The organism is Neobacillus sp. PS3-12, from assembly GCF_030915385.1.
Classification (GTDB): domain Bacteria; phylum Bacillota; class Bacilli; order Bacillales; family Cytobacillaceae; genus JAEVLT01.
On the sequence record NZ_CP133268.1, the window covers coordinates 416,292 to 441,168 of the forward strand.

Consider the following 24,877-nt stretch of genomic DNA (forward strand, 5'->3'; position numbering starts at 1 on the left):
CTTACAATAACCACCTTTCCATATAAGCTTTATTGGAATTTTTAGAATTTTTATATTTTTATAATATCATATAATGTCTTGCTGGTATATACCAAAAATAAAAATTTTATGTTAGATAATCTACCAATCTGCATGAAAGTTTCCAAAGATTTTCTGCGTAGGCAAAGCGATCACAAATGCGTCAGGGTCTATTCCTTTCACCACACGCAGCAATTCCGCCCATTCGCCATTCATAATCACGCAAAGTAACACCGTTCTGTCCGTATGACTGTAGACACCCATTGCGTTCCATGATGTCACCCCCCTATGGAGTGTTTGATTCAATTCGGCAGAAACATCCTCTCCGTGATTCGTAATGATCATCACCGTGTTTCTTTGGGCAATATTTAAGATCGTGTCATAAGTTTGGGTCCCAACAAAAAATGATAGAATTGTATACATGGCCGATTGAAAATCAAAGAGGTATGCTGAGACGACAACAATGCTGGCACTGAAAATAAGACCAAATCTGCCAATCGAAATATTATAATACTTTGCTACAACACGGGAGAGAATATCCAGCCCGCCCACTGAACCTCCCAATCTGAGAATCAAAGCGGCTCCGATTCCGGAGATCATCGCTCCAAAAATGGCACAGAGCAAAATATCCTTTGTCCATGCTGCATAAACAGGAAGCCAATCGAAGAAAAAAGATGAAATAACGACGGAAAAAATCGTATAAAAAATGAACTTCTTTCCAATATGAATATACCCAAGGACTAACAACGGAATATTGTAAAGAAAATACTGGATTCCCATTGGCCAGCCGAACACATGATAAAAAATCACACATATCCCGCCAAGTCCCCCAGCTAGCAGCGATGCTGGGGCTAAAAATTGATTCGTGCCAAAGGCAAATAAAAAGCATCCCAATGTTAGTCCAGCTATTTCATAAGCGATTCGAAACTTTCGGCCTAGATTCAAATTTCGATGGAGATGTAAAGAGTATCCTTTTTCCATAATATTAACCGATGGCAGCCCTAATATGGTTGAGAGTCTGTTCTAATGCCTGATCGGGATCAAGATAGTATGTCGAGTTATAAATCTCAAGACCCAGATACCCTTGGTATTCAAACTGTTCGAGCTCATTAACATATTGATGTAATGGTAATGTTCCATCACCCCACGCCACATGATTGGGACCATCGCAAAGGTGAATATGGTTCACCTTCAGTTCTGTAAAATAATCTACGAGGCTGTCACCTGCTTCGGCCATCGGAACCGTATCCACATTGCAGCCTAAACGAGGAGAATGGATCTCATTCAACATTTTTTTAGCCAAATCTTTGTTAAAAATAAGATTGGATTCCCTTTTCAGAAGCGGCTCAAGCGTTAAATCAATCCCCAGTACATCCGCCTTCTCAATAATGATTTGAAGCGACTCTCTTGAGCGCTTCCACGCCTCATCGGGCTTTTTGTTAAAATACCCCGTTCCTGGAACGATCTGCATCAAGTTCGCACCTAATTCACTGGCAATATCCAGGCTTTTCAGCAGATATTTTATACTTCTATCCCGAAGAGAAGGTTCTTCCGCGGCGATATTGATGGGATATTTGCAGGTTTCCGGCGTAAAGCAGGCAATGTTTAAATCTCTCCGTACTATTTCATCGCGAATCCGACAGACTGAAGCAAAGGTTGCGTCTTCGATCGGAACGTGCGGAGATCCGCCCCACAGTTCCACTGCATGAATATCATACTTCACTAAACTATCAAGAAAATACTCCAGTGGATATAAAGCATAGTAAATATTCATAGGCGAAATTTGTGACATCTGAATCTTTCTCATGTAATCCTCCCGATTTAATAGAGCATTTTGCGGATATTTTCCAACGACCTTAAAAAGGCCTTATCCGGTTCTGGGTAATAATTGGAAGCAGCCAATTCCATTGATAAATATCCATGGTATTGGAAGTCGACGATTTCTTTCAAATATTGATCAATTGGCAAGTTTCCGTCACCAACAGCGAGATGCCCTGATGGTGTCCCGTCAATCACATGGATGTGAAGCAAGTCAGTCCCGAGGGCTTCAAAGTAATCTTTCACTGTATCACCGGCCACAGCCATGGCGACAATATCCATCATTCCTTTAAGGCTGTCCATGTTAATTTCCTGGAGCATTCTCTTCAGGGTTTGAACATTGGTGATCAAATTGGATTCAAATGGCTGGAGCGGTTCCAGTAATAACGTAACCCCTGACTTTTCGGCCATATGGGCCAGGATTGCAAGCGCCTCACGGGAACGGCTCCATGCTTCTTCAATCGGCTCATGATAATAACCCCATCCGGACGTCATCAGCATCAGATTTGTACCCAATTCGGCCGTTATTTCAATATTTTTCAAATAGTAATCCATACTTCGTTTTTGAATTTCAGGCTCTTTTGCGGCAATATTATTAGCGTACATAAGCTGCTCCGGGGTATAACAGGCAAGGTTAAGGCAGCGGCTTTCGATTTCCTTTCTGATCCTCGCTGCATCAGAAAGCGAAATATCCTCCGAATACAGGTGAGGAAATCCGCCCCACAGCTCAATATTGGGTATCTCATATTTCACCATCGTATCAAAAAATACTCAAGTGAATAGTTCAAATAGTGCAGGTTCATCCCAGCAAGGTTTACATTTTTCAAACGCTCACCCCCAAACACAAAAGTGCATTCTCCAGTGGTTTGACCGGATCGCTAATATACCTGCTCCTGACGATTTCCAATGTCAGATAACCGTTGTAATTGTGCCGGCCAATTTCCTCTAAATACTGTGACAAAGGTAATGTTCCGTCTCCAGGGGCGAGATGACTGGAATCCACGAAATGAATATGCCTCAAATCCTTGCCCAATTCCCGAAAACAGTCGGCAAAGGTTTCTCCGGCTGCCGCCATAGGACATATATCAATGACCGCTTGTAAATGGGAAGAGCCCACTTCGTTCAGCATTCTTTTTAATTCAGACACATTTGTGATCAGATTGGACACTTTTAATTCCAAGGCTTCAAGAACAACGGTAATATCCAAGGATTCAGCCTTCTTTGCGATCGTCTCCAGTGATTCCCTTGACCGCTTCCAGGCTTTTTCCACCGGCTCATCGAAATATCCTTTCCCCGGTACCATTTGCAGCATGTTCGCACCAAGCTCGGAGGTGACTTCAATGCTTTTTAAAAAATAATGGATACTTCTTTCCCTGACGTTTGGCTCCTTGGCCGCAATATTGACTGGATAAATGCACTGTTCCGGCGTCACACAGATGAGCTGTAGTTGCCGCCGCTCGATTTCTTTCCTAATCCGCCCGACCTCAGCGTAGGTGACATCTTCGATATACAAATGGGGAGATGCTGCCCATAGTTCAATATTTTCAATGCCTAGCTTCACCATGGAATCCAAAAAGAAATCCAGAGAGTAACGCCGGAAATGTTCATTCATACCTGCAAGCTGTGACCGATGAACTTTATTCATTTCTTCACCTCTTCCTTTGAATTAATAAGGAGCAAATACCTGTACAACCTCTGAAGCAACCTTTGCACCCAATGCCAAACATTCCTGAATGGTTTTCTGGTTCACCATTCCATAGATATATCCGGCAATAAAGGAATCTCCGGCACCCACCGTATTCACAACGGGAACGCTCACAATTCCCTGCTGATAGAAATGCTCACCATCATAAGCGATGCTTCCTTCTTCGCCCAAAGTAACGATGACAACCTTTGGTCCATGTTCTTTCGCCCATTTCGTATATTCTTCAATATAAGAGTCCCTCTGGTGATAGGAGAAAAAAGCGTAATCGACGTTTGGCAGAATCGACTTGATCTCTTCATTTTCAAGCTTTACGGAAAAATCGTAGACAACCGGAACTCCCGCCTTTTTAAAAATCGGAACCTGGTCATTTACTTTCCCCCAAAAGGATGTATGAACGAGATCATGTTCGGTGATAAACTCGATATCCTCTTCACCTAGCGTCAAGTCCTTAAGCACTCCTTCAAAATACTTTACATGGACTCTCTCGTTGCCTTTTAGGGCCATCTTTGTGATCGCCGTACTGCCTTTTTTTTGATAAAAAAAAGATAAGTCGATGTCATGCTTTTTCAATAAAGTAAGCATCTGTTCCCCATGTTCATCATCCCCAGTCATACTAACAAGCGAAACAGGCACGCCCAATCTGCTTAAATGAATCGCAACATCAACCGAATTTCCGGTTGGACAGGTGATACCCAGTTCTTCATAATCATCAATGCAATTATCACCAACAGTTACCACGCGCATCTTCTTCACCCCTCATTCTCCAAGAACATGGACAACAAATTCGCGGTGAAGGGGGCCATCCAATTCTACGAAATAGATTGTTTGCCTTGATCCCATCACCATTTTTCCATCATGGAGCGGAAAAAAAGTATCTTTCCCAAGCAGAGCCGATCTTAAGTGGGAATACCCGTTAACGGCCATTTGCCCATCAGAATGAAGAAACCGTGCATGATGATAATCATGCTTTCTCGGGGCCAATCGCTCCAGCATCTCTAAGAGATCTTTCTCAATATCCGGAAGGCCTTCATTCACGGTGATGCCGCTCGTTGTATGCTTGGTCATGATATGAACAGTCCCAATTGTTAAACCAGCAGAAGCAACCGCTTCTTTTACAATCTCAGTAATGTTAATGATTTCTAAATCTTGTTTGGTCTGAAGGCTAAATGTTTTTACTACTGATTTCATCCATCGTTCCTCCGATCCAGCTTCAGCAAGTTTGCGGCATTTGCATGAAAAATGTTCGATTCAAGCGCTGGCTTTAAATGTAAATCCTGAATGGCCCAGACAAGTCTTTTTGGATCAACCCTCGGTGTGTTGGACCCAAATACGATCTGTTCGGAAAGACTTCGCTCAAGGTTTTTTAGTCCAATCTGCCCATCTAGCACTTGATGCACTGAATCAGACGGTGAACCACTGAAAAGAATCGATGTATCGAAGTAGACATTTTTGTATTTAATCCCGAGCATAAAGGCTTCATAAACCCACGGCCAGGCAAATTGGGAAATGATGACTTTTAGTTTCGGGAAATCTTGAATGACTTTTTCAAGCATCAGCGGGTGTGCCAATGCCGCCTGACCAATCGGCGACCAGCTCATTCCACAGTGAAAAAATATCGGTATATCCAGTTCCGAGCAAAGCTGATAGATAGGATAGCAGTAGTCTTTGTTGGTGATGTCGAATTGCTGTAAGGAAGGATCCAATTTCAACCCTTGCAGTCCAAACTCCTTAACGGCTTTTTCAAGCTCAACCAAAGCATCTGGGCTCCTTGGGTCTACTGAGGCAAAACCAATAAATCGGGAGCTTTTTTCCATTAACCAGGAAATTTGTTCGTTTGTAACCAGCTTGCAGCCTTGGGCTGTTGTACAATCAATGGGCATAATGACGGCCTTCTCAATTCCAGCTGCATCCATTTGAGAGAAATGGGATTCAAGCGAGTGCGGTGAGCTGTAAACGCCATACACATTCTTTACGGCTTTCTCAAGAGCCGGATCTTGGTCTACCACTTCTTTTATATGGAGCGGGTGCTGATGAATATCGATCACATTTATTCACTCCCTGTTTTTTAAAATAGGCTTGAGGAGTACGCAATCGGGGACACTCCTCAAGCATAAATAAATGTTTAATAAGCCACAGTTCTGTAATATCTTCTTTTATCCAATGAATGTCCGCGTTTGTCTTCCAAATGGATACTCACACGCTGCAATGCTGTTGCCAGTACGAGCGGAGCCAAGTATTTTCTGAATTCCTGGTTGATTCCATTAAGAAGATAATCTTTCGTATCAAAAATGGTTAACTTTTTCGTATAGTCGTTTGCAAAATTCTCCACACGATCCATCAATGGGCGAGTTTCATCCTCAGATTTTAAGAGAATCATACTCATATCTTCATCTACCAACTCAATCGTGCCGTGGAAAAACTCAGCAGCATGAATGGCCTTTGTCCGTACCCATTGCATTTCCTCCAACACACACATCGAATAGGCATATGTTCTTCCCCAGGAAGTACCAGAGCCGACAAGCATGTGGTATGTTTCATCTTTGTACGTATTCGCGAACTCTTCTGCCTTCTTTTCAGTAGCTTTTTTCACATTCATTAACTCAGTTGGGATTCCTTCCAATTGTGAAATGAATGTTTCGTAGTCTGAGAACTCACCGTGGTTATGGATCAGCCTGAAAACAATGATATACATTTGAAGATTAATAGAATCTGCCGAAAAATCATTCTCGGCATAGTTTGCAATTGGATAATCGACGAGATTAGCTAATGGAGTTCCCAGTTCACCTACTAAACCAATCGTTGTTGCTCCTCTTTTTTTGCAATATTTAGCGGCAGCAACCGTTTCGGTTGTTGTTCCGGATAAAGAGGACAAAATCACAAGCGAATCTTTGCCAAATTGCTTGTGATTTTGGAGCATAAATTCTGATGCGATTTCCGCATAGGCTGGGATCGTTGATACGGAATTAAGCATATATTCAAACGGATACATAATGGCAATGGAACCGCCAGAACCAAGAAGGAAAATATTTTTGAATTGTTTCCCCGAAACTTCATCGATATCCTGTTCAATCTGACTTCTTAATCCAACTGCACCATTCGTAACTTTTAAGTATTTTTCCTCACTAAAATTCAACAAAACTTGTCACTCCCTATGTGATAGTATATTTCTTGGTATATACCAGAAAGAATAAACTGTTGTGGTTGATTGGAGCATCAAACGCTTCGCTTTTTGCGGATGTCTGGGATGGTTTTTATCATTGGTTTTTGCCTTTATACCGCTTTTAAGCATTGATGGTATGAAACTCCCTATTCTTGTTACCATCGAACACTTTTTTTGCACTCATGGTCACAAGCACCTGAATTTTGTGTTCGTGCCTCCAGCTTCAATCAACACGTTTCTGGTATATACCAACACGGCTAAAAATTACGGTATATACCAAGGAGCTTGCCGCTCTGTTGGTATATACCAAACCGTTAAATTGATCTTATCATGTGTATTTAATTTTTTCAATAAATAGAATACTATTTATTTTTCGACAACCTGTCGATTTTCCACCGTCATGCAGATCACGCGGTGATTTCGATCTAAACTTTGCAAAGAGTACAAATTTAGATTTGGACCGTTTGCTACGGAAATCTATCAAGCACCATTTCTTTACATGTACCATAAACCAGCCGGGATGACGGAAGAAGAATATGTAGATCAAGTAGTAATCAAGCAAACCATAAAAGTTGGACATAAACAGCTTTAAAAATGGCAGAGGTCAGCGTCCATGAACGCTTCAGGCTAATAAGAAACTGGTCTCTAATTATTCAAGAACATAAAGCAGAAATCGCTGAAATCATGACATTGGAAAATGGCATGTCGCTAAATGAATCGCTCAGTGAAGTGGATTATGCGACAAATTACACTAAACTCATATATTACTTATCGGTCATCAAGAAGCCTCCAATGTAAAAGTAAAAAAGATAGAGTAGAAAAAAAGACAACCCATATCGGATTGTCTTTCGTTTGCCTGGCAACGTCCTACTCTCACAGGGACTTGCGTCCCAACTACCATCGGCGCAAAGAAGCTTAACTTCCGTGTTCGGTATGGGAACGGGTGTGACCTTCTTGCCATAATTGCCAGACTATAAAATTTGAGGTTCATTCCCTCAAAACTAGATAATCAAAAAGAAGTGTAAAGAACGAGTTCGCTATTTTACTTAGATAATTGTCTAGCTCCAGCGTCCAGCAACTAGTGTCCTTCAGTCTTTTCCCTACGATAAGTCAACATCGATTCGCTATCGCTCATCGTGTTTCCTTTATCTCAGTCAAAGCCCTCCAGGCCATACGTTGCTAACCGGCCGCTTCCGCTTTTCGATTTTGGTTAAGTCCTCGATTCGATTAGTATCAGTCAGCTCCACACGTCACCGCGCTTCCACCTCTGACCTATCAACCTGATCATCTTTCAGGGATCTTACTAGCTTGACGCTATGGGAAATCTCATCTCGAGGGGGGCTTCATGCTTAGATGCTTTCAGCACTTATCCCGTCCGCACATAGCTACCCAGCGATGCCTTTGGCAAGACAACTGGTACACCAGCGGTGCGTCCATCCCGGTCCTCTCGTACTAAGGACAGCTCCTCTCAAATTTCCTGCGCCCACGACGGATAGGGACCGAACTGTCTCACGACGTTCTGAACCCAGCTCGCGTACCGCTTTAATGGGCGAACAGCCCAACCCTTGGGACCGACTACAGCCCCAGGATGCGATGAGCCGACATCGAGGTGCCAAACCTCCCCGTCGATGTGGACTCTTGGGGGAGATAAGCCTGTTATCCCCAGGGTAGCTTTTATCCGTTGAGCGATGGCCCTTCCATGCGGAACCACCGGATCACTAAGCCCGACTTTCGTCCCTGCTCGACTTGTAGGTCTCGCAGTCAAGCTCCCTTGTGCCTTTACACTCTGCGAATGATTTCCAACCATTCTGAGGGAACCTTTGGGCGCCTCCGTTACTCTTTAGGAGGCGACCGCCCCAGTCAAACTGCCCACCTGACACTGTCTCCCACCCCGATGAGGGGTGCGGGTTAGAATTTCAATACAGCCAGGGTAGTATCCCACCAACGCCTCCACGTAAGCTGGCGCTCACGTATCAAAGGCTCCTACCTATCCTGTACAAGCTGTACCAAAATTCAATATCAGGCTACAGTAAAGCTCCATGGGGTCTTTCCGTCCTGTCGCGGGTAACCTGCATCTTCACAGGTACTATAATTTCACCGAGTCTCTCGTTGAGACAGTGTCCAGATCGTTACGCCTTTCGTGCGGGTCGGAACTTACCCGACAAGGAATTTCGCTACCTTAGGACCGTTATAGTTACGGCCGCCGTTTACTGGGGCTTCGATTCAGAGCTTCGCTTTTAGCTAACCCCTCCTCTTAACCTTCCAGCACCGGGCAGGCGTCAGCCCCTATACTTCGCCTTGCGGCTTCGCAGAGACCTGTGTTTTTGCTAAACAGTCGCCTGGACCTATTCACTGCGGCTCTTCAGGGCGATTAACCCCAAAGAGCACCCCTTCTCCCGAAGTTACGGGGTCATTTTGCCGAGTTCCTTAACGAGAGTTCTCTCGCTCACCTTAGGATTCTCTCCTCGCCTACCTGTGTCGGTTTGCGGTACGGGCACCTTTTATCTTGCTAGAGGCTTTTCTTGGCAGTGTGGAATCAGGAACTTCGGTACTCTATTTCCCTCGGCATCACAGCTCAGCCTTTGCGGTGAACGGATTTTCCTATTCACCAGCCTAACTGCTTACACGCACATATCCAGCAGTGCGCTTACCCTATCCTCCTGCGTCCCCCCGTTGCTCAAACGATAAAGAGGTGGTACAGGAATATCAACCTGTTATCCATCGCCTACGCCTTTCGGCCTCGGCTTAGGTCCCGACTAACCCTGAGCGGACGAGCCTTCCTCAGGAAACCTTAGGCATTCGGTGGATGAGATTCTCACTCATCTTTCGCTACTCATACCGGCATTCTCACTTCTAAGCGCTCCACCAGTCCTTACGGTCTAGCTTCAACGCCCTTAGAACGCTCTCCTACCGCGGACACCTAATGGTGTCCACCCACAGCTTCGGTGATACGTTTAGCCCCGGTACATTTTCGGCGCAGAGTCACTCGACCAGTGAGCTATTACGCACTCTTTAAATGGTGGCTGCTTCTAAGCCAACATCCTGGTTGTCTAAGCAACTCCACATCCTTTTCCACTTAACGTATACTTTGGGACCTTAGCTGGTGGTCTGGGCTGTTTCCCTTTTGACTACGGATCTTATCACTCGCAGTCTGACTCCCACGGATAAGTCTTTGGCATTCGGAGTTTGTCTGAATTCGGTAACCCGATGAGGGCCCCTAGTCCAAACAGTGCTCTACCTCCAAGACTCTTACAACGTGAGGCTAGCCCTAAAGCTATTTCGGAGAGAACCAGCTATCTCCAAGTTCGATTGGAATTTCTCCGCTACCCACACCTCATCCGCGCACTTTTCAACGTGCGTCGGTTCGGGCCTCCAGTAGGTGTTACCCTACCTTCACCCTGGACATGGGTAGATCACCTGGTTTCGGGTCTACGACCACATACTAAAATCGCCCTATTCAGACTCGCTTTCGCTGCGGCTCCGTTTCATCAACTTAACCTTGCATGGGATCGTAACTCGCCGGTTCATTCTACAAAAGGCACGCCATTACCCATAAAAGGGCTTTGACTACTTGTAGGCACACGGTTTCAGGAACTGTTTCACTCCCCTTCCGGGTGCTTTTCACCTTTCCCTCACGGTACTGGTTCACTATCGGTCACTAGGGAGTATTTAGCCTTGGGAGATGGTCCTCCCAGCTTCCGACCGGATTTCACGTGTCCGGCCGTACTCAGGATCCACTCAGGAGGGAACGAAGTTTCAACTACAGGGTTTTTACCTTCTATGACGGACCTTTCCAGATCGCTTCATTTACCCCGTTCCTTTGTAACTCCATGTAGAGTGTCCTACAACCCCGAAAGGCAAGCCTTTCGGTTTGGGCTGTTCCCATTTCGCTCGCCGCTACTTAGGGAATCGCAATTGCTTTCTCTTCCTCCGGGTACTTAGATGTTTCAGTTCCCCGGGTCTGCCTTCATTATCCTATGTATTCAGATAAAGATACTGCTCCATTACGAGCAGTGGGTTCCCCCATTCGGAAATCTCCGGATCAAAGCTTACTTACAGCTCCCCGAAGCATATCGGTGTTAGTACCGTCCTTCATCGGCTCCTAGTGCCAAGGCATCCACCGTGCGCCCTTTCTAACTTAACCTAAAAGGTTTTTTCTTCTTAATTAAATAAGAGAGAAAACTAAAATGGCGATTACTCGGTTCTTTCTTGACTTCTTCTTATACGATTATCTAGTTTTCAAGGAACAAGGTTTTGAGAGATTGTTCTCTCAAAACTAAACAAACAAAATCCGTCGAACAATCTGTGATGTCCGTTAGGACATTTTCCTTAGAAAGGAGGTGATCCAGCCGCACCTTCCGATACGGCTACCTTGTTACGACTTCACCCCAATCATCTGTCCCACCTTAGGCGGCTGGCTCCTTACGGTTACCCCACCGACTTCGGGTGTTACAAACTCTCGTGGTGTGACGGGCGGTGTGTACAAGGCCCGGGAACGTATTCACCGCGGCATGCTGATCCGCGATTACTAGCGATTCCGGCTTCATGTAGGCGAGTTGCAGCCTACAATCCGAACTGAGAATGGTTTTATGGGATTGGCTCCACCTCGCGGCTTCGCTGCCCTTTGTACCATCCATTGTAGCACGTGTGTAGCCCAGGTCATAAGGGGCATGATGATTTGACGTCATCCCCACCTTCCTCCGGTTTATCACCGGCAGTCACCTTAGAGTGCCCAACTAAATGCTGGCAACTAAGATCAAGGGTTGCGCTCGTTGCGGGACTTAACCCAACATCTCACGACACGAGCTGACGACAACCATGCACCACCTGTCACTCTGTCCCCGCAAAGGGGAAAGTCCTATCTCTAGGAGTGTCAGAGGATGTCAAGACCTGGTAAGGTTCTTCGCGTTGCTTCGAATTAAACCACATGCTCCACCGCTTGTGCGGGCCCCCGTCAATTCCTTTGAGTTTCAGCCTTGCGGCCGTACTCCCCAGGCGGAGTGCTTAATGCGTTAGCTGCAGCACTAAAGGGCGGAAACCCTCTAACACTTAGCACTCATCGTTTACGGCGTGGACTACCAGGGTATCTAATCCTGTTTGCTCCCCACGCTTTCGCGCCTCAGCGTCAGTTACAGACCAGAAAGCCGCCTTCGCCACTGGTGTTCCTCCACATCTCTACGCATTTCACCGCTACACGTGGAATTCCGCTTTCCTCTTCTGCACTCAAGTCCCCCAGTTTCCAATGACCCTCCACGGTTGAGCCGTGGGCTTTCACATCAGACTTAAAGGACCGCCTGCGCGCGCTTTACGCCCAATAATTCCGGACAACGCTTGCCACCTACGTATTACCGCGGCTGCTGGCACGTAGTTAGCCGTGGCTTTCTGGTTAGGTACCGTCAAGGTACCGGCAGTTACTCCAATACTTGTTCTTCCCTAACAACAGAGTTTTACGACCCGAAGGCCTTCATCACTCACGCGGCGTTGCTCCGTCAGACTTTCGTCCATTGCGGAAGATTCCCTACTGCTGCCTCCCGTAGGAGTCTGGGCCGTGTCTCAGTCCCAGTGTGGCCGATCACCCTCTCAGGTCGGCTACGCATCGTCGCCTTGGTGAGCCGTTACCTCACCAACTAGCTAATGCGCCGCGGGCCCATCTGTAAGTGTCAGCCGAAACCGACTTTCAGCTTCACCTCATGAGAGGTGAAGAATTATCCGGTATTAGCGCCGACTTCCGGTGTTATCCCAGTCTTACAGGCAGGTTGCCCACGTGTTACTCACCCGTCCGCCGCTAATCTCGAGGGGCAAGCCCCTCAAGATTCGCTCGACTTGCATGTATTAGGCACGCCGCCAGCGTTCGTCCTGAGCCAGGATCAAACTCTCCATAAAAGAGTATGAGTTAGCTCATAAATGTTACGTTGGCTAGTGAAGATAACTTCACTATTGTTTATTGTTGACGTTTTTGTTTGTTTAGTTTTCAAAGAACAAAAGTTTGTCTTAGCGACATTTATTATCTTATCATATCGATTCGTCATCGTCAACTTCTACGAAAAATATTTAGTTTTTAATATTTTCGAAAGCTTTTAACGAATCAGCTTTATTACTATAACATCATTATCATTATCTAGCAACAGGAATATTTTTCTATCAGCAAATAAAAAGCCTATATAGATAGAAAGAATATCATCTAAATAGGCTCAATTAATTTTTGTGCTTATCATTGTTAATTTTCTTGATCACTTAAAAAATTTACCATATATTGATTGACTTGTTCGGCTTTCTCTATGAATAAACAATGGCTCGCATTCGCTATCATTTTAACATCAATGTGTGGAATACATTCTTTGGCACTTGCCACTGCTTTCATAGGATTATAGATAATTTCTTCTTCACCCATCAGCATCAGAACAGGGACTTTAATGGTTTTTAATTTTTCTTTTGGAATCACGGCCGGTATTACTGGCTTTGTATTATATTTATAATGAAAAACTCCATATATAAATTGTTCAAAATTGTACCCCGAAATAATATTTCCCTTGGCCACAAACCAGTTACAGAAAAAACGTTGGATAAAGGCTTTATTGCGAATAATATTAATCAATGCCAGGCGAACAAAAAATTGTTTATAAAATGGAATAAATGAAGATTACCTTTAACTATGAAAGCTCTCTCCAATTCTATTTTTTTCGATAATTCATATTGAGCAATCTTCGAAGATAAACTAAAGAATCACTACGTCCATTGTCATATTTATATCCTAGACAAAGTAGAACGGCATCGTCAAACGTAAAGGCAAACTTTGGGAGAATTTTGTAATTTAAAAATGGGGCATAATAAATTTCTTTATTTTTCGTACAGACTTTTGCAATTTGATAATCAACCATTTCCCAGATTTCTTCAACAATATAATTAGAAAGTGCCTTTTTAATAGGTTTTAATCGATCCTCCCTTGCTTTATATCCTTCATCTAAAGAATGATCCGTTTTCGAATCTTGAAGAGCATTTACATGATTGCTGTCCCTCACTTCTTTAGTATCCGTTTTTGCTGGAGATAATGAAAGTTCATTTTCCTTAAGCATATAGGTCTTATCTCTTTTTTCATTATAAACAGTATATATCTTAGTAAGTTTGTTATAGCCATGAACAGTAACTTCTTCACCATTATAATAAGCAGTTTGTAATATCCTAAACATTCTCTTTAACCATCTTTCATTTTCAATTTAAACGATCATTTTTATGCAAAAAATACAGATCTTAAAAGAAAAGCTCCAGTACCAAAAACGGTACTGCAGCTTTTATCTAATCATAAAATATAATTGCGAAACAATCTAAAATCTACCATAAGTGAAAATTGTTAGAAGAATGAAATGGATGAAACTTTTTTAACACACTCTTAAACTCTACAAAATTATTATGCTGATTGCTTTTCTCTTCTTTTTGTACGAACTTCCTTTTCGTTTAATTTTGACACTCTAAATAATAGGATCAATCCTGCGTTAAACATCAGTGTCCATACAAGAGCAAAATGATTGCCACTCAAGTAGATTCCAATTACAGGTACTACTAAAAATATGAAGCTTTTCAAATAATAATTTACTTTCGGATTTACAGCCATTAAAACGGAAAGAATCATTAGTACTGAACTTATTAGATTATTCCCTAAGAAGGTTTGATTCGAGTAATTTATGTAAAAGTAATACCCAAACGATCCTAAAATGGCAAATAAGGAAAGATAAAATCTTATAAATGTACTTTTATGAAACAGAATCCAGACTGCAATAAAATTAATCGCCACACATATACCAACCACAATTAAAGTATGATAAAACGTGCTAATAGGATCTTTCATAAAGTTCAATAAGAATCTGAAGTTTAAAAATACAGCGACTACAGCAATAATCTTTAAAACTATTTTTACCTTTGGCATCTTAACTTTCAATTTCTTTGTTGACGATCTGGATTTGGATCTGGTTGGCTTATTTTGTTCCGCTTCGCCCTCATCATCTGCTTTTTTCATGCCCATAAACCTTTTATTATCTCTTTTTCTCTCTCTGCCCTTTTTGCTTCTAATCTAGAAGGGTAATCTTTGTCTTTATCTTCTTCGTCATTCCCTTTTTCTGTTTGATGATCTGAATAAAAGTCCAATTCCTATACACCTCAAAAAAATTTTTTATCATTATATCGCATTTTGATAAAAATTGTCGTTTTCATGCTTTTTTCAACTTCAACCTATAGTTTACTCATTTATTCATATTAGAAAAGGGACAAAAGCCACACTTTCGTAAAAAAACCGAGAGGCTCCTGTGTGGAAGGCTCTCGGTTCATCTGCTTCAAAACATGCTTATTTTTTCCAATATGCCTTTGCTTCATCTTCGAGCACTTTTAATCTTTTATAATAATCGGGAAACTCGTTAAGATGTGCCCAGGCAATTTTCCCAGTCAGAATTGGGTCATCGCCAGTTACATTTGTTCGACTGTCTCTTCTTCCATGTTCAAGTTCAACATTCACCCCCATCCAAAATTCATTTAAATCAAACTTATTTTTAGTAAAGTCAATACCCATTAATAAAGCGATTGCTGCTGCTTCCTCTTTTGAAAAACTAGCTTTGACTGGGTTTTGGTTTGCTTTTATATTCGTTTTAAACCTATTTGGAAATGTATTAAGTAAATTTTCGTTATAGTTATACTTTGGCTGACGTCTATAGTCCTGAACATTAGGATAGCTGTTAATGAATGGATTCATAAGTGGGTTATAAAAGTAGTACAAGATTAATCACTCCTAAAAGGTAATTATTCACAATTTATGTTTGTTACCCTTTTATGAGCATGTATGATTTGTTTTATATAGATTGATTTTACCTTTACTTAACTAATACTAATAAGTAAACTAATCACCAGATATGTAAAAGGAGTTAAAGATATGGTTAACGTTTTATTTGTTTGTTTGGGAAATATTTGCCGTTCACCAATGGCAGAAGCTTTGTTTCGAGACTTATTGAAAAAAGAAAATTTGAACGAAAAAATAGCAGTTGATTCCGCCGGAACAGGTTCATGGCATATCGGAGACCCTCCGCATAAAGGAACTCTCGGGATTCTAAACAAATACAAGATTTCTGTCGACGGGCTGATCGGACGTCTATTGACAAAGGATGACTTCGATAAATTCGACTATTTGATCGGTATGGACGAAAGCAATAAAAAGAATATTTATAAGATTACCGGCAAGCCAAATCACCCTAAAATCATTCGTCTGCTCGATTTGACCAAACATAATAGAGATGTGCCTGACCCTTATTACACGGGCGATTTTGATGAAACCTACAGGCTTGTTTCAGAGGGCTGCCGAGCATTATTGGAGAAAATACGCAACGAAAACAACATTTAATCATGATGATCAATCATTTCAGTTACCATATTGATACATTTCCGTGCGTATCAATGTACCTTCCAAATGACACAATAAACCATTGGAGGTAAATAGATATGAAAGAACAGTTAATGAAAATGTTAGAAGACCGAAAAGAAGAAATCATTCAAATTCGCCGATATCTTCATGAGAACCCTGAATTATCCTTTCAAGAAGTAAACACAAGCAAATATATTGAAGCGTTTTATCAGGGTAAAGATGTCAAAGTTCAAACCAATGTTGGCGGCGGTCATGGCATCATCGTTACCATTACAGGTGGAAAACCAGGAAAAACAATCGGGCTCCGTGCTGATTTCGATGCCCTTCCCATTTTTGAAGAAACAGATGTGCCATTTAAATCAAAAAATCCAGGTGTTATGCATGCTTGCGCTCATGATGGACATACCGCATACCTAATGATTCTTGCTGACTGCTTAATCCAACTTAAGGATGAAATTCCTGGTACGATAAAAATTATTCATCAGCCTGCTGAAGAGGTACCGCCTGGTGGAGCAATTGGGATGATAAAATCTGGTTTACTGGATGATTTAGATCATATTTTCGGGATCCATTTACTGCCGCTTGGACCAGCAGGTGTTGTCGGTTATAACAGCGGTTACGTATTCCCAGGACGCGCCTACTTTAAATTAAAAATTCAAGGTACAGGCGGACATGGTTCTTCTCCTCATTTAGCAAATGATGCCATTGTAGCGGGTGCGCATTTTGTAACGGCTGTTCAAACGGTCGTCAGCCGCCGCTTAAACCCATTTGATATGGGCGTAATTACAATCGGTTCATTTGATGGAAAAGGTACATTCAATGTGATTAAAGACAGCGTTGTTCTCGAAGGCGATGTCCGTGCCATGACTGATCAAACACGTGCATTAATTGAACAAGAAATTCGCCGCATTGTCAAAGGTGTTGAGCAAGAATTTAATGTAACATGTGAACTCACCTATACACCAGATTATCCGCCATTATATAATGATCCAGAAGTGACAAAGATGGTGGCGGGATTTTTGCAAAATGCCAATAATAAAGACATCACAGAGGTAAAGGTATTTCCAAAAATGTCTCCATCAGAAGACTTTGCACACTATGCAAAAAAATTCCCAGCATGTTTCTTCTATATTTGCTGCACACCAAAAGGAGTAGAAAAACCATACTTCAATCACAATCCAAAATTCGATATTGATGAAGATGCCCTTTTAGTGGCTGCCAAAGCAGTCGGCCAAGTTGTTTGTGGCTATTACGATTTAGATTAATGCTTTCGCATAAAAAAACTCCTGCCACGAACGTGCAGGGGTTTTTAGTTTAGCGAGGCTTTTTCTTTAAAACTACTAAAATACGATTTACTATGTTATTAACGGCCCCAACGCCACCATTGCCCTTTTTAGTGCGTGTTCATAGGATATGTCTTTTCCAACTACTAAATGGAAAGCTTTTTCATCTTTTACAGTGGCACGGCCTTCTACTTCGTAACCATTATTAAAAATCAGCAGACAGATTACTGTTTTATCGCTCATTCTATGGAATTTTTTTTCAACAATCATGTCTTCTAATTTCATTCGTTTATCATCTTTAATCCTAACTTTCTTTGGAAGTGGCATGAGTATATGATCGTACATATGGTAATTTTTACATGTAACGGTGAGAATTTTTTCCCCTTTATATTCAACATGATTGATTTCTCCGCATTTAGGACAAATGCTATCAATGAACATACTAGAACCTCCCCTTTTCAGATACCCTTCCTCTAATTAATGGCGATCTGGAAAATTCAATCCTCATCCATAACATATTCCAACCCATCATTTTGTTAGAATTAGATTTAGATTAGATTTAGATTAATTTGAAATGCTATTTGCTATTCCCGGTAGCTTTACCAAATCAAATTGTGTGTAAATTACAAGTTTTGCCCCTATACTATAGGAGAATAATCAACTGGAGGGATTAACATGCAAATTGAAATGTGGACGGATTTTGCTTGACCTTTCTGCTATATTGGCAAAAGGCGTCTGGAGGACGCTATCAAGCAGCTTGACCATCCGATTGAAGTGACATATCGATGTTTCGAATTGGATCCAACAAAGGAACGAGATGTAAAAGAAAATGTATATGAAAGTCTCGCTAAGAAATATGGCATGAGCATTGCTCAAGCCAAGGCAAATACAGAGCGTATGGTTCAAATGGCAAAGGAATCTGGGCTAGAATACCATATGGATACGCAAATATTAACGAATACCTTTGATGCTCACCGTTTGACCATGTATGCAAAAACACAAGGTTTAATGAAGGAAATGACCGAAAGGATTTTACGAGCGTATTTTACCGAATCCAAACACATTGGGGACCATGCAACATTAACGGATTTGGCAGTAGAAGTAGGCTTAAACCGAGAAATCGTTGAAAAAATGCTTGCTAGCGATGAGATGGCTGATGCTGTTCGTGCTGATGAGCAAACAGCACAGCAGTACCGCATTACAGGTGTCCCCTTCTTCCTTATTAATAAAAAATACGCCCTTACCGGTGCACAACCAACGGATATGTTTGTTCAAGCATTAAAGAAAGTGATCGCTGAAGATGAAGTCATCATTTTAAATAACCAAGATGGTGCCATTTGTGATGACGATGGTTGCGAACTTCCTAAGAAGTAAAAACCAAGATTAAAAAGAACTAGTCTCCATGTCCCGAAAGGAATGTTAGACTAGTTCTTTTTAACATTGCAGATGCTATTGAGTCTGCTTCAGCACCATCGATTCAATCTTTTTGATCGTCTTCCAATTTCGTGAGGTCATTTGAACACCTAATTTGGGAAGCTGTTTTGTGATCTTCGAATCTAGAATACTTATGCGTAAATGGAGATAAACTTCTTTACGGTTAATGAAGCATTTTTCAGTATCACTTTGAAATTGGAGCAATTGTTCTGATCTTTCTTTAGAGACCTCTTTTCCCAGAAGGATTAAGTGTACACTTTCCCCTTCTCCCAATGAATCTGTTGGATAGGGACAAGCCTTCATAATCCCCTCCCATTCAGATGCTGTTCTGACAATAACACTGATTGAATATTCGTATTTATTTTTGATTTCTTGCTCAATTATGATTTGTACCTGATCAGCACTTCTTTCTGATTGAAAGACAATATTCCCGCTTTGAATATATGTACTTACATTTTCTAAGCCGCCATTCAGTAATAAGTTTTTCAAGTCCTGCATTTTGATAATATTGTTGCCTCCAACATTAATTCCCCTTAACAAGGCAATATAGACTGTCATTTAAGCACCTTCCAATAATTGATCTTTTCATTTGTATTGATAAGTTTATACAAGTTAATATGTTCTTAAAGCTCTTTGTAACTCAAGCTTTGGTAAAAATTATACTACTAATTACTCATATTTTTTCATCATTGACAGTTATTCCTTTCGACTTAGACATGAAATTAACTATATAGGGGGTATTTAATTGAGATTAATTTCCATTTGTCCAAGTAATACGGAATTTATTGCCTATTTGGGGTTAACCACATCACTAATCGGAGTTGATGATTATTCAGATTGGCCCATAGAAACCAAAGAATTGTCAAGATTAGGGCCAGACTTGGACATCAATATGGACAAGGTGGAAGAACTAAAGCCTGATTTGGTTTTGGCCTCCCTATCGGTTCCAGGGATGGAGCGCAATATTAAGGAGCTAGAAAAACGCAAGATTCCATTTGTTATTGTTCCCAACCCACAGACCTTACAAGATGTCGGGGAATGTATATTATTTGTTGGAAAAGCTACAAAAACAGAAGAAAAAGCATACCAGCTGTATGAAAAATTCACTCATATTCTTCAATACTACGACTCTTTAAGCCATCAAGCAGCTACACACAAAACCATTTATTGGGAATGGTGGGCTAAGCCCATTTTCACACCAGGTGCCCATAACTGGCTAACAGAGATCAGCAGGCTTGCCGGCGGACGAAATATTTTTGAAGACAAAGCGGTTGAAAGCGTTCAAACGGATTGGGAAGATGTAAAATCTAGAAATCCAGATGTGATATGTGTTGTGTGGGTAGGAGTTCCAAAAGATAAAGTTAATCCAAAGCTCATCCTAAAACGTCCTGGCTGGCCGCAAATGGATGCGGTCAAAAACAATCGGTTATATATTCTAGATGAACCTCTTTTTTGCCGACCATCACCCCGTCTTTTGAACGGTTTGTCTAAAATAGGATACCTCCTGCATCCCGATATATATCCAAAATTTAACGAGGATGAAGACTTGTTACTCCAACCACTTAAGTAAACTATTTTCTTTTCATACTTTCTTAAAAAATTGGAAAGATTAACAAGTGGATAATTAATGGACAGGAGGTTTATTGTTGATGGAAGAAAAAAAGCCAAATTTTCATAAAGAATCGATTGAAAGTTCGCATGAAAATGAACCAGCCTTTAATGTTTACTTAAATGAATATTTAATTGCAGAAGTACGGGGAAATGATCCTGAACAGTTAACCGTTATTCCGATGAGGGAACTTAATGATTATGAAGAAGATAAGTTGCACGAATATATCGCATCAATGATGAGAAATGAAGAATATTAGATAATAAAAATGGATTCGTTAATACATGAAAAGGAGCAAGTCCCCCAATTATTTGATTGGGGGACTTGCTCCTTTTTCTAATTACATATTTCTCCTACTACACTTTATTTATAGAAAAAAAATTCTGGTATTGCCCTAAAATTTGACTATAATTAAGTATGCAAGGAGTGAAGAAAATGAAGATTTCTACTATTGATTTGTTCATCATTTTTTTAAGTTTTAGCTATGGCACGTATGCTTTGTTTATTGATAACAACGATCGGTTTAGTAATGAAATTGCAGGGATACTATCCTTTATTGTCTCAATTTGGATTTCAATCTCTTGTGTAGGGTCATTAAAGAGAAAAAACTAATCTCAATTGGATTTTTTACATATAAAATTCCGCCAATAAATCTAATAAAAATAGAATCTAGTGATCCCGGCTTAATTATGCTTGATTACTAGATTCTTTTATTTTTTGCAAAACGTATTTTAGTAACGTATATACATTCCATAAATCACTCAAACCAGTGATTTACAACGCAGTATACCATCGATAAAACTTTTTAATCTTAGTAGTATTAATTTACCATTTTTTTAATTCAACTCTATTCTCTTCGTTTTTTGTCAACATATATTTTATAATTAACCACATAAGTAAGATATTCATATCTTGCAATGAGAAATCTCATTTCAAGAGGCAGCCATTCTGACATCGATTGATTATTGAAAAAAACCTGTAAAAGGAGAATACATATGATTCTGTTAATTATTTCTATTTTTCTTGCTGCGTGTGTTGCTTGGTTAGCTTTTATCGTATATAAGGAAAAGGCTCAACATAAAGAAATGAGAAACGATCATTATCAAGAGTTAGCCGCTATAAAAGAATTACAAAAAGCTTCATTAGAAACGGCAGCGGCGAAATTTGATGAAGATGTAATACGATTATCTGATTCTTACAAACGAGAAATAGAAAAGCTAATGATTGAAAATGAAGATATACGAAAAAATTATCGAAACCAAGGAGAGATTGCTACTCACCAGATATTGGAAGATTTCAAATCCAATTTGTTAAGGGAAAGAATCATATCACCGGATGAAATGATGATTATGCCTAACATTTTTATCCCTGATTATGATGGGAATACCCAGCAAATTGATCACATCATTCTTTTACCTACTGGTATATATGTAATCGATACGAAAGACTGGAAAGGCCACATCGTATTAGGATTAACGAGACAGAGCAGCCATCGGTTTTTATTTTTAGCAGAACTATTGGACAGTGAAAAAGAGGAAACGCTTATCTTTGATAAAGATGATTCGGGTACAATAACGGTAAAAACTTGTGAAAATCCAATAAATCAGGTCCAACAGAATGCCGTCACCCTAGCAAATTTTTTAAAAAGGCAAGAAATTGAAACATGGATCAATACCTTGGTATTTTTCAATGAAAAGGACAAAGAGCTGCATGATTGGTCGGATAACAGTGTTGTCAAACGGTTTACTGCAAAAGAACAGCTGCAAAAGTTTTTTATCAATGAGCTTGCATCGCAAAAAAGAATATATGGCGCATTTCAGCTTAAAAATATAAAAGACCTGATTGAAAGCGCACATTACCATTAACAAAGAGAGGAATTGCAACTCCTCTCTTTACTCGTTTTACTTGCTATTTTTCTAAGGAAGTTTAGAAAATATGATGTTGTCCATACTATTTTCGGATGCGCTTTCATAAGATGGTAAAAAGAAAGGGGAGACAAAATATGGAAAAACATGATTTAGAAAAATATGAATACCTAAATGCGGTTGGTGTCATTTCGGAAATCCTTTATTATGCTTTGAATATGGAAGATGAAGATTAAAAAAAGTCATTCTAGACTGATTTACTCAGCCTAGAATGACTTTTTTTATTGTACGACTAACTTCCCTATCATTTTATCATGACCAACCCCGCACATTAAGGAACAATAGTATTGGAATTCACCCTTTTTATTGGCAACAAATGTTGCGGTCTCCCCCCTTTAAGATTCACGCCAAATTCATCTATGGCAAAACCATGTGCTCCGTCGGCATTGACAAGATGAATAACTACCTTATCACCTGCTTGAACATCGATTTCTTTTTTATCAAATTCAAAACTTTTTGCCGTTACCGTTATTTCAACTGTTTTTCCAGTGGGTTTAATTTCTTCCGTTGTATTTTTTTGATCGGACGTTTTTGGTGCCGGTTGTGTCGTTGTAGGTTGTGTTGTTGCTGGTTTTGTTTTTGGAGTATCAGCCGTTTTATTACTTGAACCACAGGCAGCTAAAGAAACAACCATTAATACAGCTAAGAATAACAGTGAAATTTTTCTATGCATCTCTTATTCCTCCTAATTTTTATATCACTAAAATATATATTTCATCATGCTACAAATATATGTTAAAAAATTTTCAAACTCGAAATAATAGTAATAAAAGAGAATGCGTTTTCATAAGTGTGTATAAAAGGGGGGATTCCATATGAATAAAAAAATGAAATATGGTTCTGCTATTCTTGCAACTACTCTCATTTTAGGAGCATGTTCAGCAAATAATGCTACCAAAACTACTAATCAAGCAAAAAATCAAGCGAAACAAACGAAAGTCACCAATGGAAACTGGAATACGTTTGGCTATGATTACGGCTTGTCCCGCAACGTTCCATTCTCTCAAATAACAAAAAGTAATGTAAAAGATTTAGGACTTGTATGGAGCCAAAAATTTAAAGACCTCGATAAAAATGTTCCAAATGGGAATCAAAGTTTTCCTGTCGTCGTTGATGGCGTTGCCTATGTAACAACCAGTAATAACTTTGTTTTTGCATTTGATGCTGTAACAGGAAAACAAATTTGGGAATGGGCTCCGCCTCAAGATGTGACTGATAAAATTACAAAAACAGGCATGGCCGGCACAAACCGCGGAGTGTCAGTTGGCAACGGCAAAGTTTATATGTTAACAGCCGATAATGGACTTGTATCCATAGATGCCAAAACTGGCCAAACCGTTAAGTTTGTTCATTTAAGTGATTTTTATCCTGATATTACAGCCGAAAACGGTTATTATGAATCATCCGTACCCGTCTACTATAAGGGAAAATTACTAATTGGCAGCGCTGGTTCTGATAATGGAGTCCGCGGCTTTTTCACTGTCTTTAATGCAGAAGATTTAACACCTGCTTGGGATCAACCATTCTGGACCGTTCCGCCAAAAGGTGAAGACTGGTTAAAGGATGGCCACTTTGGCGGCGGTGGAACTGTGTGGATGCCAGCAAGTATGGATTCTGATACAGGAATGATGTATATATCTGTAGCGAATCCAGCACCGGATTTCTATGGTGCCCAACGTCCTGGTGCAAATCCGCATACCGACTCAGTCATAGCACTCGATATTAATACAGGTAAAATCATTTGGGAACAACAGCAGCAAGGTCATGACCTCTGGGATTACGACACCGCTGACTCACCTACCATTGTTACAGCGAAAGTGAATGGAAAAGAACAAAAAGTAGTAACGGTTGGGACCAAAGGATCTGAATGGTTCGCCTATGATGCCAAAACTGGCAAGCCAATTTATACAAATGTTGCCTTTGGCAAAATTGCTCACCCGGAACCAACTCCTTCCGGTGTCATGGTTTATCCAGGCGTTCTAGGCGGTCAAAACTATGCTCCGGATACTTTTGATCCTGCCAGTAATCTTGATTTAATTCCATCAATCGAACAGCCTGGTATTTACAAATCGGCAAATAATGAGGCAGATGTGAAAGCAAATGGCGGATTTTTCGGCGCCCTTACCATGGGTACAACATTTGCGATGCCAACAGACATTAAAGCATTTGGCCGTATCACTGCAGTCGATTTAAATGATGGCAAAATCAAATGGCAAATTCAGACGGATGACCCAATGCGCGGCGGGTTAACAAGTACCAAATCTGGACTTACCTTCTATGGTGAATTAGGAGGTAAAGTAAAAGCGTTAGAAACAGCGACAGGAAAAGAGCTTTGGTCCTTCCAAACTACGGGTAATACAATTTCTGCGGCACCAACTCTCTTTACCAAAGGCGGGAAAGAATACGTCATGATTACTTCAGCTGGCAAAGATCCACAAATATTTGTCTTTGCGATCGGCGGAGATAAAACCCAAGCACAAGCAAATGGGGCAGGAACAAACACTAGCCCGGAAGCAAAAAAATAA

At 40.8% G+C, this 24,877-nt stretch carries 25 protein-coding genes, 3 rRNA genes and 1 pseudogene; 10 read left to right on the top strand and 19 right to left on the bottom strand.

The annotated features are described in order from the left end of the window. Window positions 1-120: 120 nt before the first annotated feature. The 8 genes from RCG17_RS02190 to RCG17_RS02225 form a co-directional block, all read right to left on the bottom strand. Window positions 121-999: a YitT family protein gene (locus RCG17_RS02190; RefSeq protein ID WP_308173650.1), complete on the bottom strand. Its 879-nt coding sequence runs from the start codon at window positions 997-999 to the stop codon at window positions 121-123. Window positions 1,000-1,003: 4 nt separating this feature from the next. Next, window positions 1,004-1,825 (bottom strand): sugar phosphate isomerase/epimerase family protein, encoded by an 822-nt coding sequence (locus RCG17_RS02195; RefSeq protein WP_308173651.1) that lies wholly within the window; start codon window positions 1,823-1,825, stop codon window positions 1,004-1,006. Window positions 1,826-1,839: 14 nt separating this feature from the next. Continuing rightward, a complete protein-coding gene (locus RCG17_RS02200) occupies window positions 1,840-2,592 on the bottom strand; it encodes a TIM barrel protein (protein WP_308173652.1) in 753 nt (250 codons plus the stop codon). A gap of 67 nt (window positions 2,593-2,659) precedes the next feature. Continuing rightward, window positions 2,660-3,481, bottom strand: a complete 822-nt coding sequence (locus RCG17_RS02205) for a sugar phosphate isomerase/epimerase family protein (RefSeq protein WP_308173653.1) — start codon at window positions 3,479-3,481, stop codon at window positions 2,660-2,662. A 21-nt stretch (window positions 3,482-3,502) separates the two neighbouring features. Further along, on the bottom strand, window positions 3,503-4,285 hold the full coding sequence (gene frlD, locus RCG17_RS02210; RefSeq protein ID WP_308175750.1) for a fructoselysine 6-kinase: 783 nt from the start codon (window positions 4,283-4,285) through the stop codon (window positions 3,503-3,505). A gap of 12 nt (window positions 4,286-4,297) precedes the next feature. Continuing rightward, window positions 4,298-4,729 (bottom strand): secondary thiamine-phosphate synthase enzyme YjbQ, encoded by a 432-nt coding sequence (locus RCG17_RS02215; protein ID WP_308173654.1) that lies wholly within the window; start codon window positions 4,727-4,729, stop codon window positions 4,298-4,300. Beyond that, window positions 4,726-5,586 carry an amidohydrolase family protein gene (locus tag RCG17_RS02220; RefSeq protein WP_308173656.1) on the bottom strand — a complete coding sequence of 287 codons (861 nt, stop codon included), beginning with the start codon at window positions 5,584-5,586 and terminating at the stop codon, window positions 4,726-4,728. Before RCG17_RS02220 ends, RCG17_RS02215 begins: the two co-directional genes overlap by 4 nt. Window positions 5,587-5,663: 77 nt before the next feature. Then, window positions 5,664-6,677, bottom strand: a complete 1,014-nt coding sequence (locus RCG17_RS02225; protein ID WP_308173657.1) for an SIS domain-containing protein — start codon at window positions 6,675-6,677, stop codon at window positions 5,664-5,666. Window positions 6,678-7,137: 460 nt separating this feature from the next. On the opposite strand from RCG17_RS02225, the pseudogene RCG17_RS02230 reads away from it, so the two are divergent. Together RCG17_RS02230 and RCG17_RS02235 are read left to right on the top strand one after the other, a co-directional pair. Next, window positions 7,138-7,254: pseudogene (locus RCG17_RS02230) on the top strand (hypothetical protein); the annotation flags it as partial. A 41-nt stretch (window positions 7,255-7,295) separates the two neighbouring features. After that, complete coding sequence (locus RCG17_RS02235; protein ID WP_308173658.1) at window positions 7,296-7,499, top strand: aldehyde dehydrogenase family protein; 204 nt, start codon at window positions 7,296-7,298, stop codon at window positions 7,497-7,499. A 56-nt stretch (window positions 7,500-7,555) separates the two neighbouring features. On the opposite strand, the gene rrf is transcribed toward RCG17_RS02235, so the two are convergent. From rrf to RCG17_RS02275, 8 genes are all read right to left on the bottom strand, one after another. Further along, a 5S ribosomal RNA gene (rrf, locus tag RCG17_RS02240) occupies window positions 7,556-7,672 on the bottom strand. Window positions 7,673-7,907: 235 nt separating this feature from the next. Further along, window positions 7,908-10,845: ribosomal RNA gene (locus tag RCG17_RS02245) — 23S ribosomal RNA — on the bottom strand. A 189-nt stretch (window positions 10,846-11,034) separates the two neighbouring features. Next, a 16S ribosomal RNA gene (locus tag RCG17_RS02250) occupies window positions 11,035-12,584 on the bottom strand. Together the 16S, 23S and 5S rRNA genes form the textbook arrangement of a ribosomal RNA operon. 334 nt (window positions 12,585-12,918) lie before the next feature. After that, entirely contained in the window at window positions 12,919-13,296 is a 378-nt protein-coding gene (locus RCG17_RS02255; protein ID WP_308173659.1) for an alpha/beta fold hydrolase, read from the bottom strand. A gap of 76 nt (window positions 13,297-13,372) precedes the next feature. Beyond that, window positions 13,373-13,888, bottom strand: coding sequence for a hypothetical protein (locus tag RCG17_RS02260; RefSeq protein WP_308173660.1), 516 nt, complete (start codon window positions 13,886-13,888; stop codon window positions 13,373-13,375). 218 nt (window positions 13,889-14,106) lie between these two features. Further along, window positions 14,107-14,712, bottom strand: coding sequence for a hypothetical protein (locus RCG17_RS02265; RefSeq protein ID WP_308173661.1), 606 nt, complete (start codon window positions 14,710-14,712; stop codon window positions 14,107-14,109). Then, window positions 14,709-14,840, bottom strand: a complete 132-nt coding sequence (locus tag RCG17_RS02270) for a hypothetical protein (protein ID WP_308173662.1) — start codon at window positions 14,838-14,840, stop codon at window positions 14,709-14,711. The genes RCG17_RS02265 and RCG17_RS02270 overlap by 4 nt, the downstream gene beginning before the upstream one ends. Window positions 14,841-15,036: 196 nt before the next feature. Further along, window positions 15,037-15,462 carry a DUF5661 family protein gene (locus RCG17_RS02275; protein WP_308173663.1) on the bottom strand — a complete coding sequence of 142 codons (426 nt, stop codon included), beginning with the start codon at window positions 15,460-15,462 and terminating at the stop codon, window positions 15,037-15,039. Between the two features lie 153 nt (window positions 15,463-15,615). On the opposite strand from RCG17_RS02275, the gene RCG17_RS02280 reads away from it, so the two are divergent. Beyond that, entirely contained in the window at window positions 15,616-16,080 is a 465-nt protein-coding gene (locus tag RCG17_RS02280) for a low molecular weight protein-tyrosine-phosphatase (RefSeq protein ID WP_308173664.1), read from the top strand. Between the two features lie 98 nt (window positions 16,081-16,178). After that, complete coding sequence (locus tag RCG17_RS02285) at window positions 16,179-17,366, top strand: amidohydrolase (protein WP_308173665.1); 1,188 nt, start codon at window positions 16,179-16,181, stop codon at window positions 17,364-17,366. A 90-nt stretch (window positions 17,367-17,456) separates the two neighbouring features. Here the strand turns inward: RCG17_RS02285 and RCG17_RS02290 are convergent, their stop codons facing one another. Then, entirely contained in the window at window positions 17,457-17,825 is a 369-nt protein-coding gene (locus RCG17_RS02290; protein ID WP_308173666.1) for a Gp49 family protein, read from the bottom strand. 279 nt (window positions 17,826-18,104) lie between these two features. Here RCG17_RS02290 and RCG17_RS02295 point away from each other — a divergent pair, with 279 nt between their 5' ends. After that, entirely contained in the window at window positions 18,105-18,758 is a 654-nt protein-coding gene (locus RCG17_RS02295) for a DsbA family oxidoreductase (RefSeq protein WP_308175751.1), read from the top strand. 75 nt (window positions 18,759-18,833) lie between these two features. Here RCG17_RS02295 and RCG17_RS02300 read toward each other — a convergent pair whose 3' ends face one another. After that, entirely contained in the window at window positions 18,834-19,376 is a 543-nt protein-coding gene (locus tag RCG17_RS02300; protein ID WP_308173667.1) for a DUF1697 domain-containing protein, read from the bottom strand. Between the two features lie 187 nt (window positions 19,377-19,563). Here RCG17_RS02300 and RCG17_RS02305 point away from each other — a divergent pair, with 187 nt between their 5' ends. From RCG17_RS02305 to RCG17_RS02320, 4 genes are all read left to right on the top strand, one after another. Further along, complete coding sequence (locus tag RCG17_RS02305; protein WP_308173668.1) at window positions 19,564-20,388, top strand: cobalamin-binding protein; 825 nt, start codon at window positions 19,564-19,566, stop codon at window positions 20,386-20,388. Between the two features lie 79 nt (window positions 20,389-20,467). Beyond that, entirely contained in the window at window positions 20,468-20,686 is a 219-nt protein-coding gene (locus RCG17_RS02310) for a hypothetical protein (RefSeq protein ID WP_308175752.1), read from the top strand. Window positions 20,687-20,862: 176 nt separating this feature from the next. Next, window positions 20,863-21,039 carry a hypothetical protein gene (locus RCG17_RS02315; RefSeq protein ID WP_308173669.1) on the top strand — a complete coding sequence of 59 codons (177 nt, stop codon included), beginning with the start codon at window positions 20,863-20,865 and terminating at the stop codon, window positions 21,037-21,039. A gap of 383 nt (window positions 21,040-21,422) precedes the next feature. Next, window positions 21,423-22,292: a nuclease-related domain-containing protein gene (locus RCG17_RS02320; RefSeq protein WP_308173670.1), complete on the top strand. Its 870-nt coding sequence runs from the start codon at window positions 21,423-21,425 to the stop codon at window positions 22,290-22,292. 331 nt (window positions 22,293-22,623) lie between these two features. Here RCG17_RS02320 and RCG17_RS02325 read toward each other — a convergent pair whose 3' ends face one another. Continuing rightward, window positions 22,624-23,025 carry a cupredoxin domain-containing protein gene (locus RCG17_RS02325; protein WP_308173671.1) on the bottom strand — a complete coding sequence of 134 codons (402 nt, stop codon included), beginning with the start codon at window positions 23,023-23,025 and terminating at the stop codon, window positions 22,624-22,626. Between the two features lie 142 nt (window positions 23,026-23,167). Here RCG17_RS02325 and RCG17_RS02330 point away from each other — a divergent pair, with 142 nt between their 5' ends. Continuing rightward, window positions 23,168-24,877, top strand: coding sequence for a pyrroloquinoline quinone-dependent dehydrogenase (locus tag RCG17_RS02330; protein ID WP_308173672.1), 1,710 nt, complete (start codon window positions 23,168-23,170; stop codon window positions 24,875-24,877).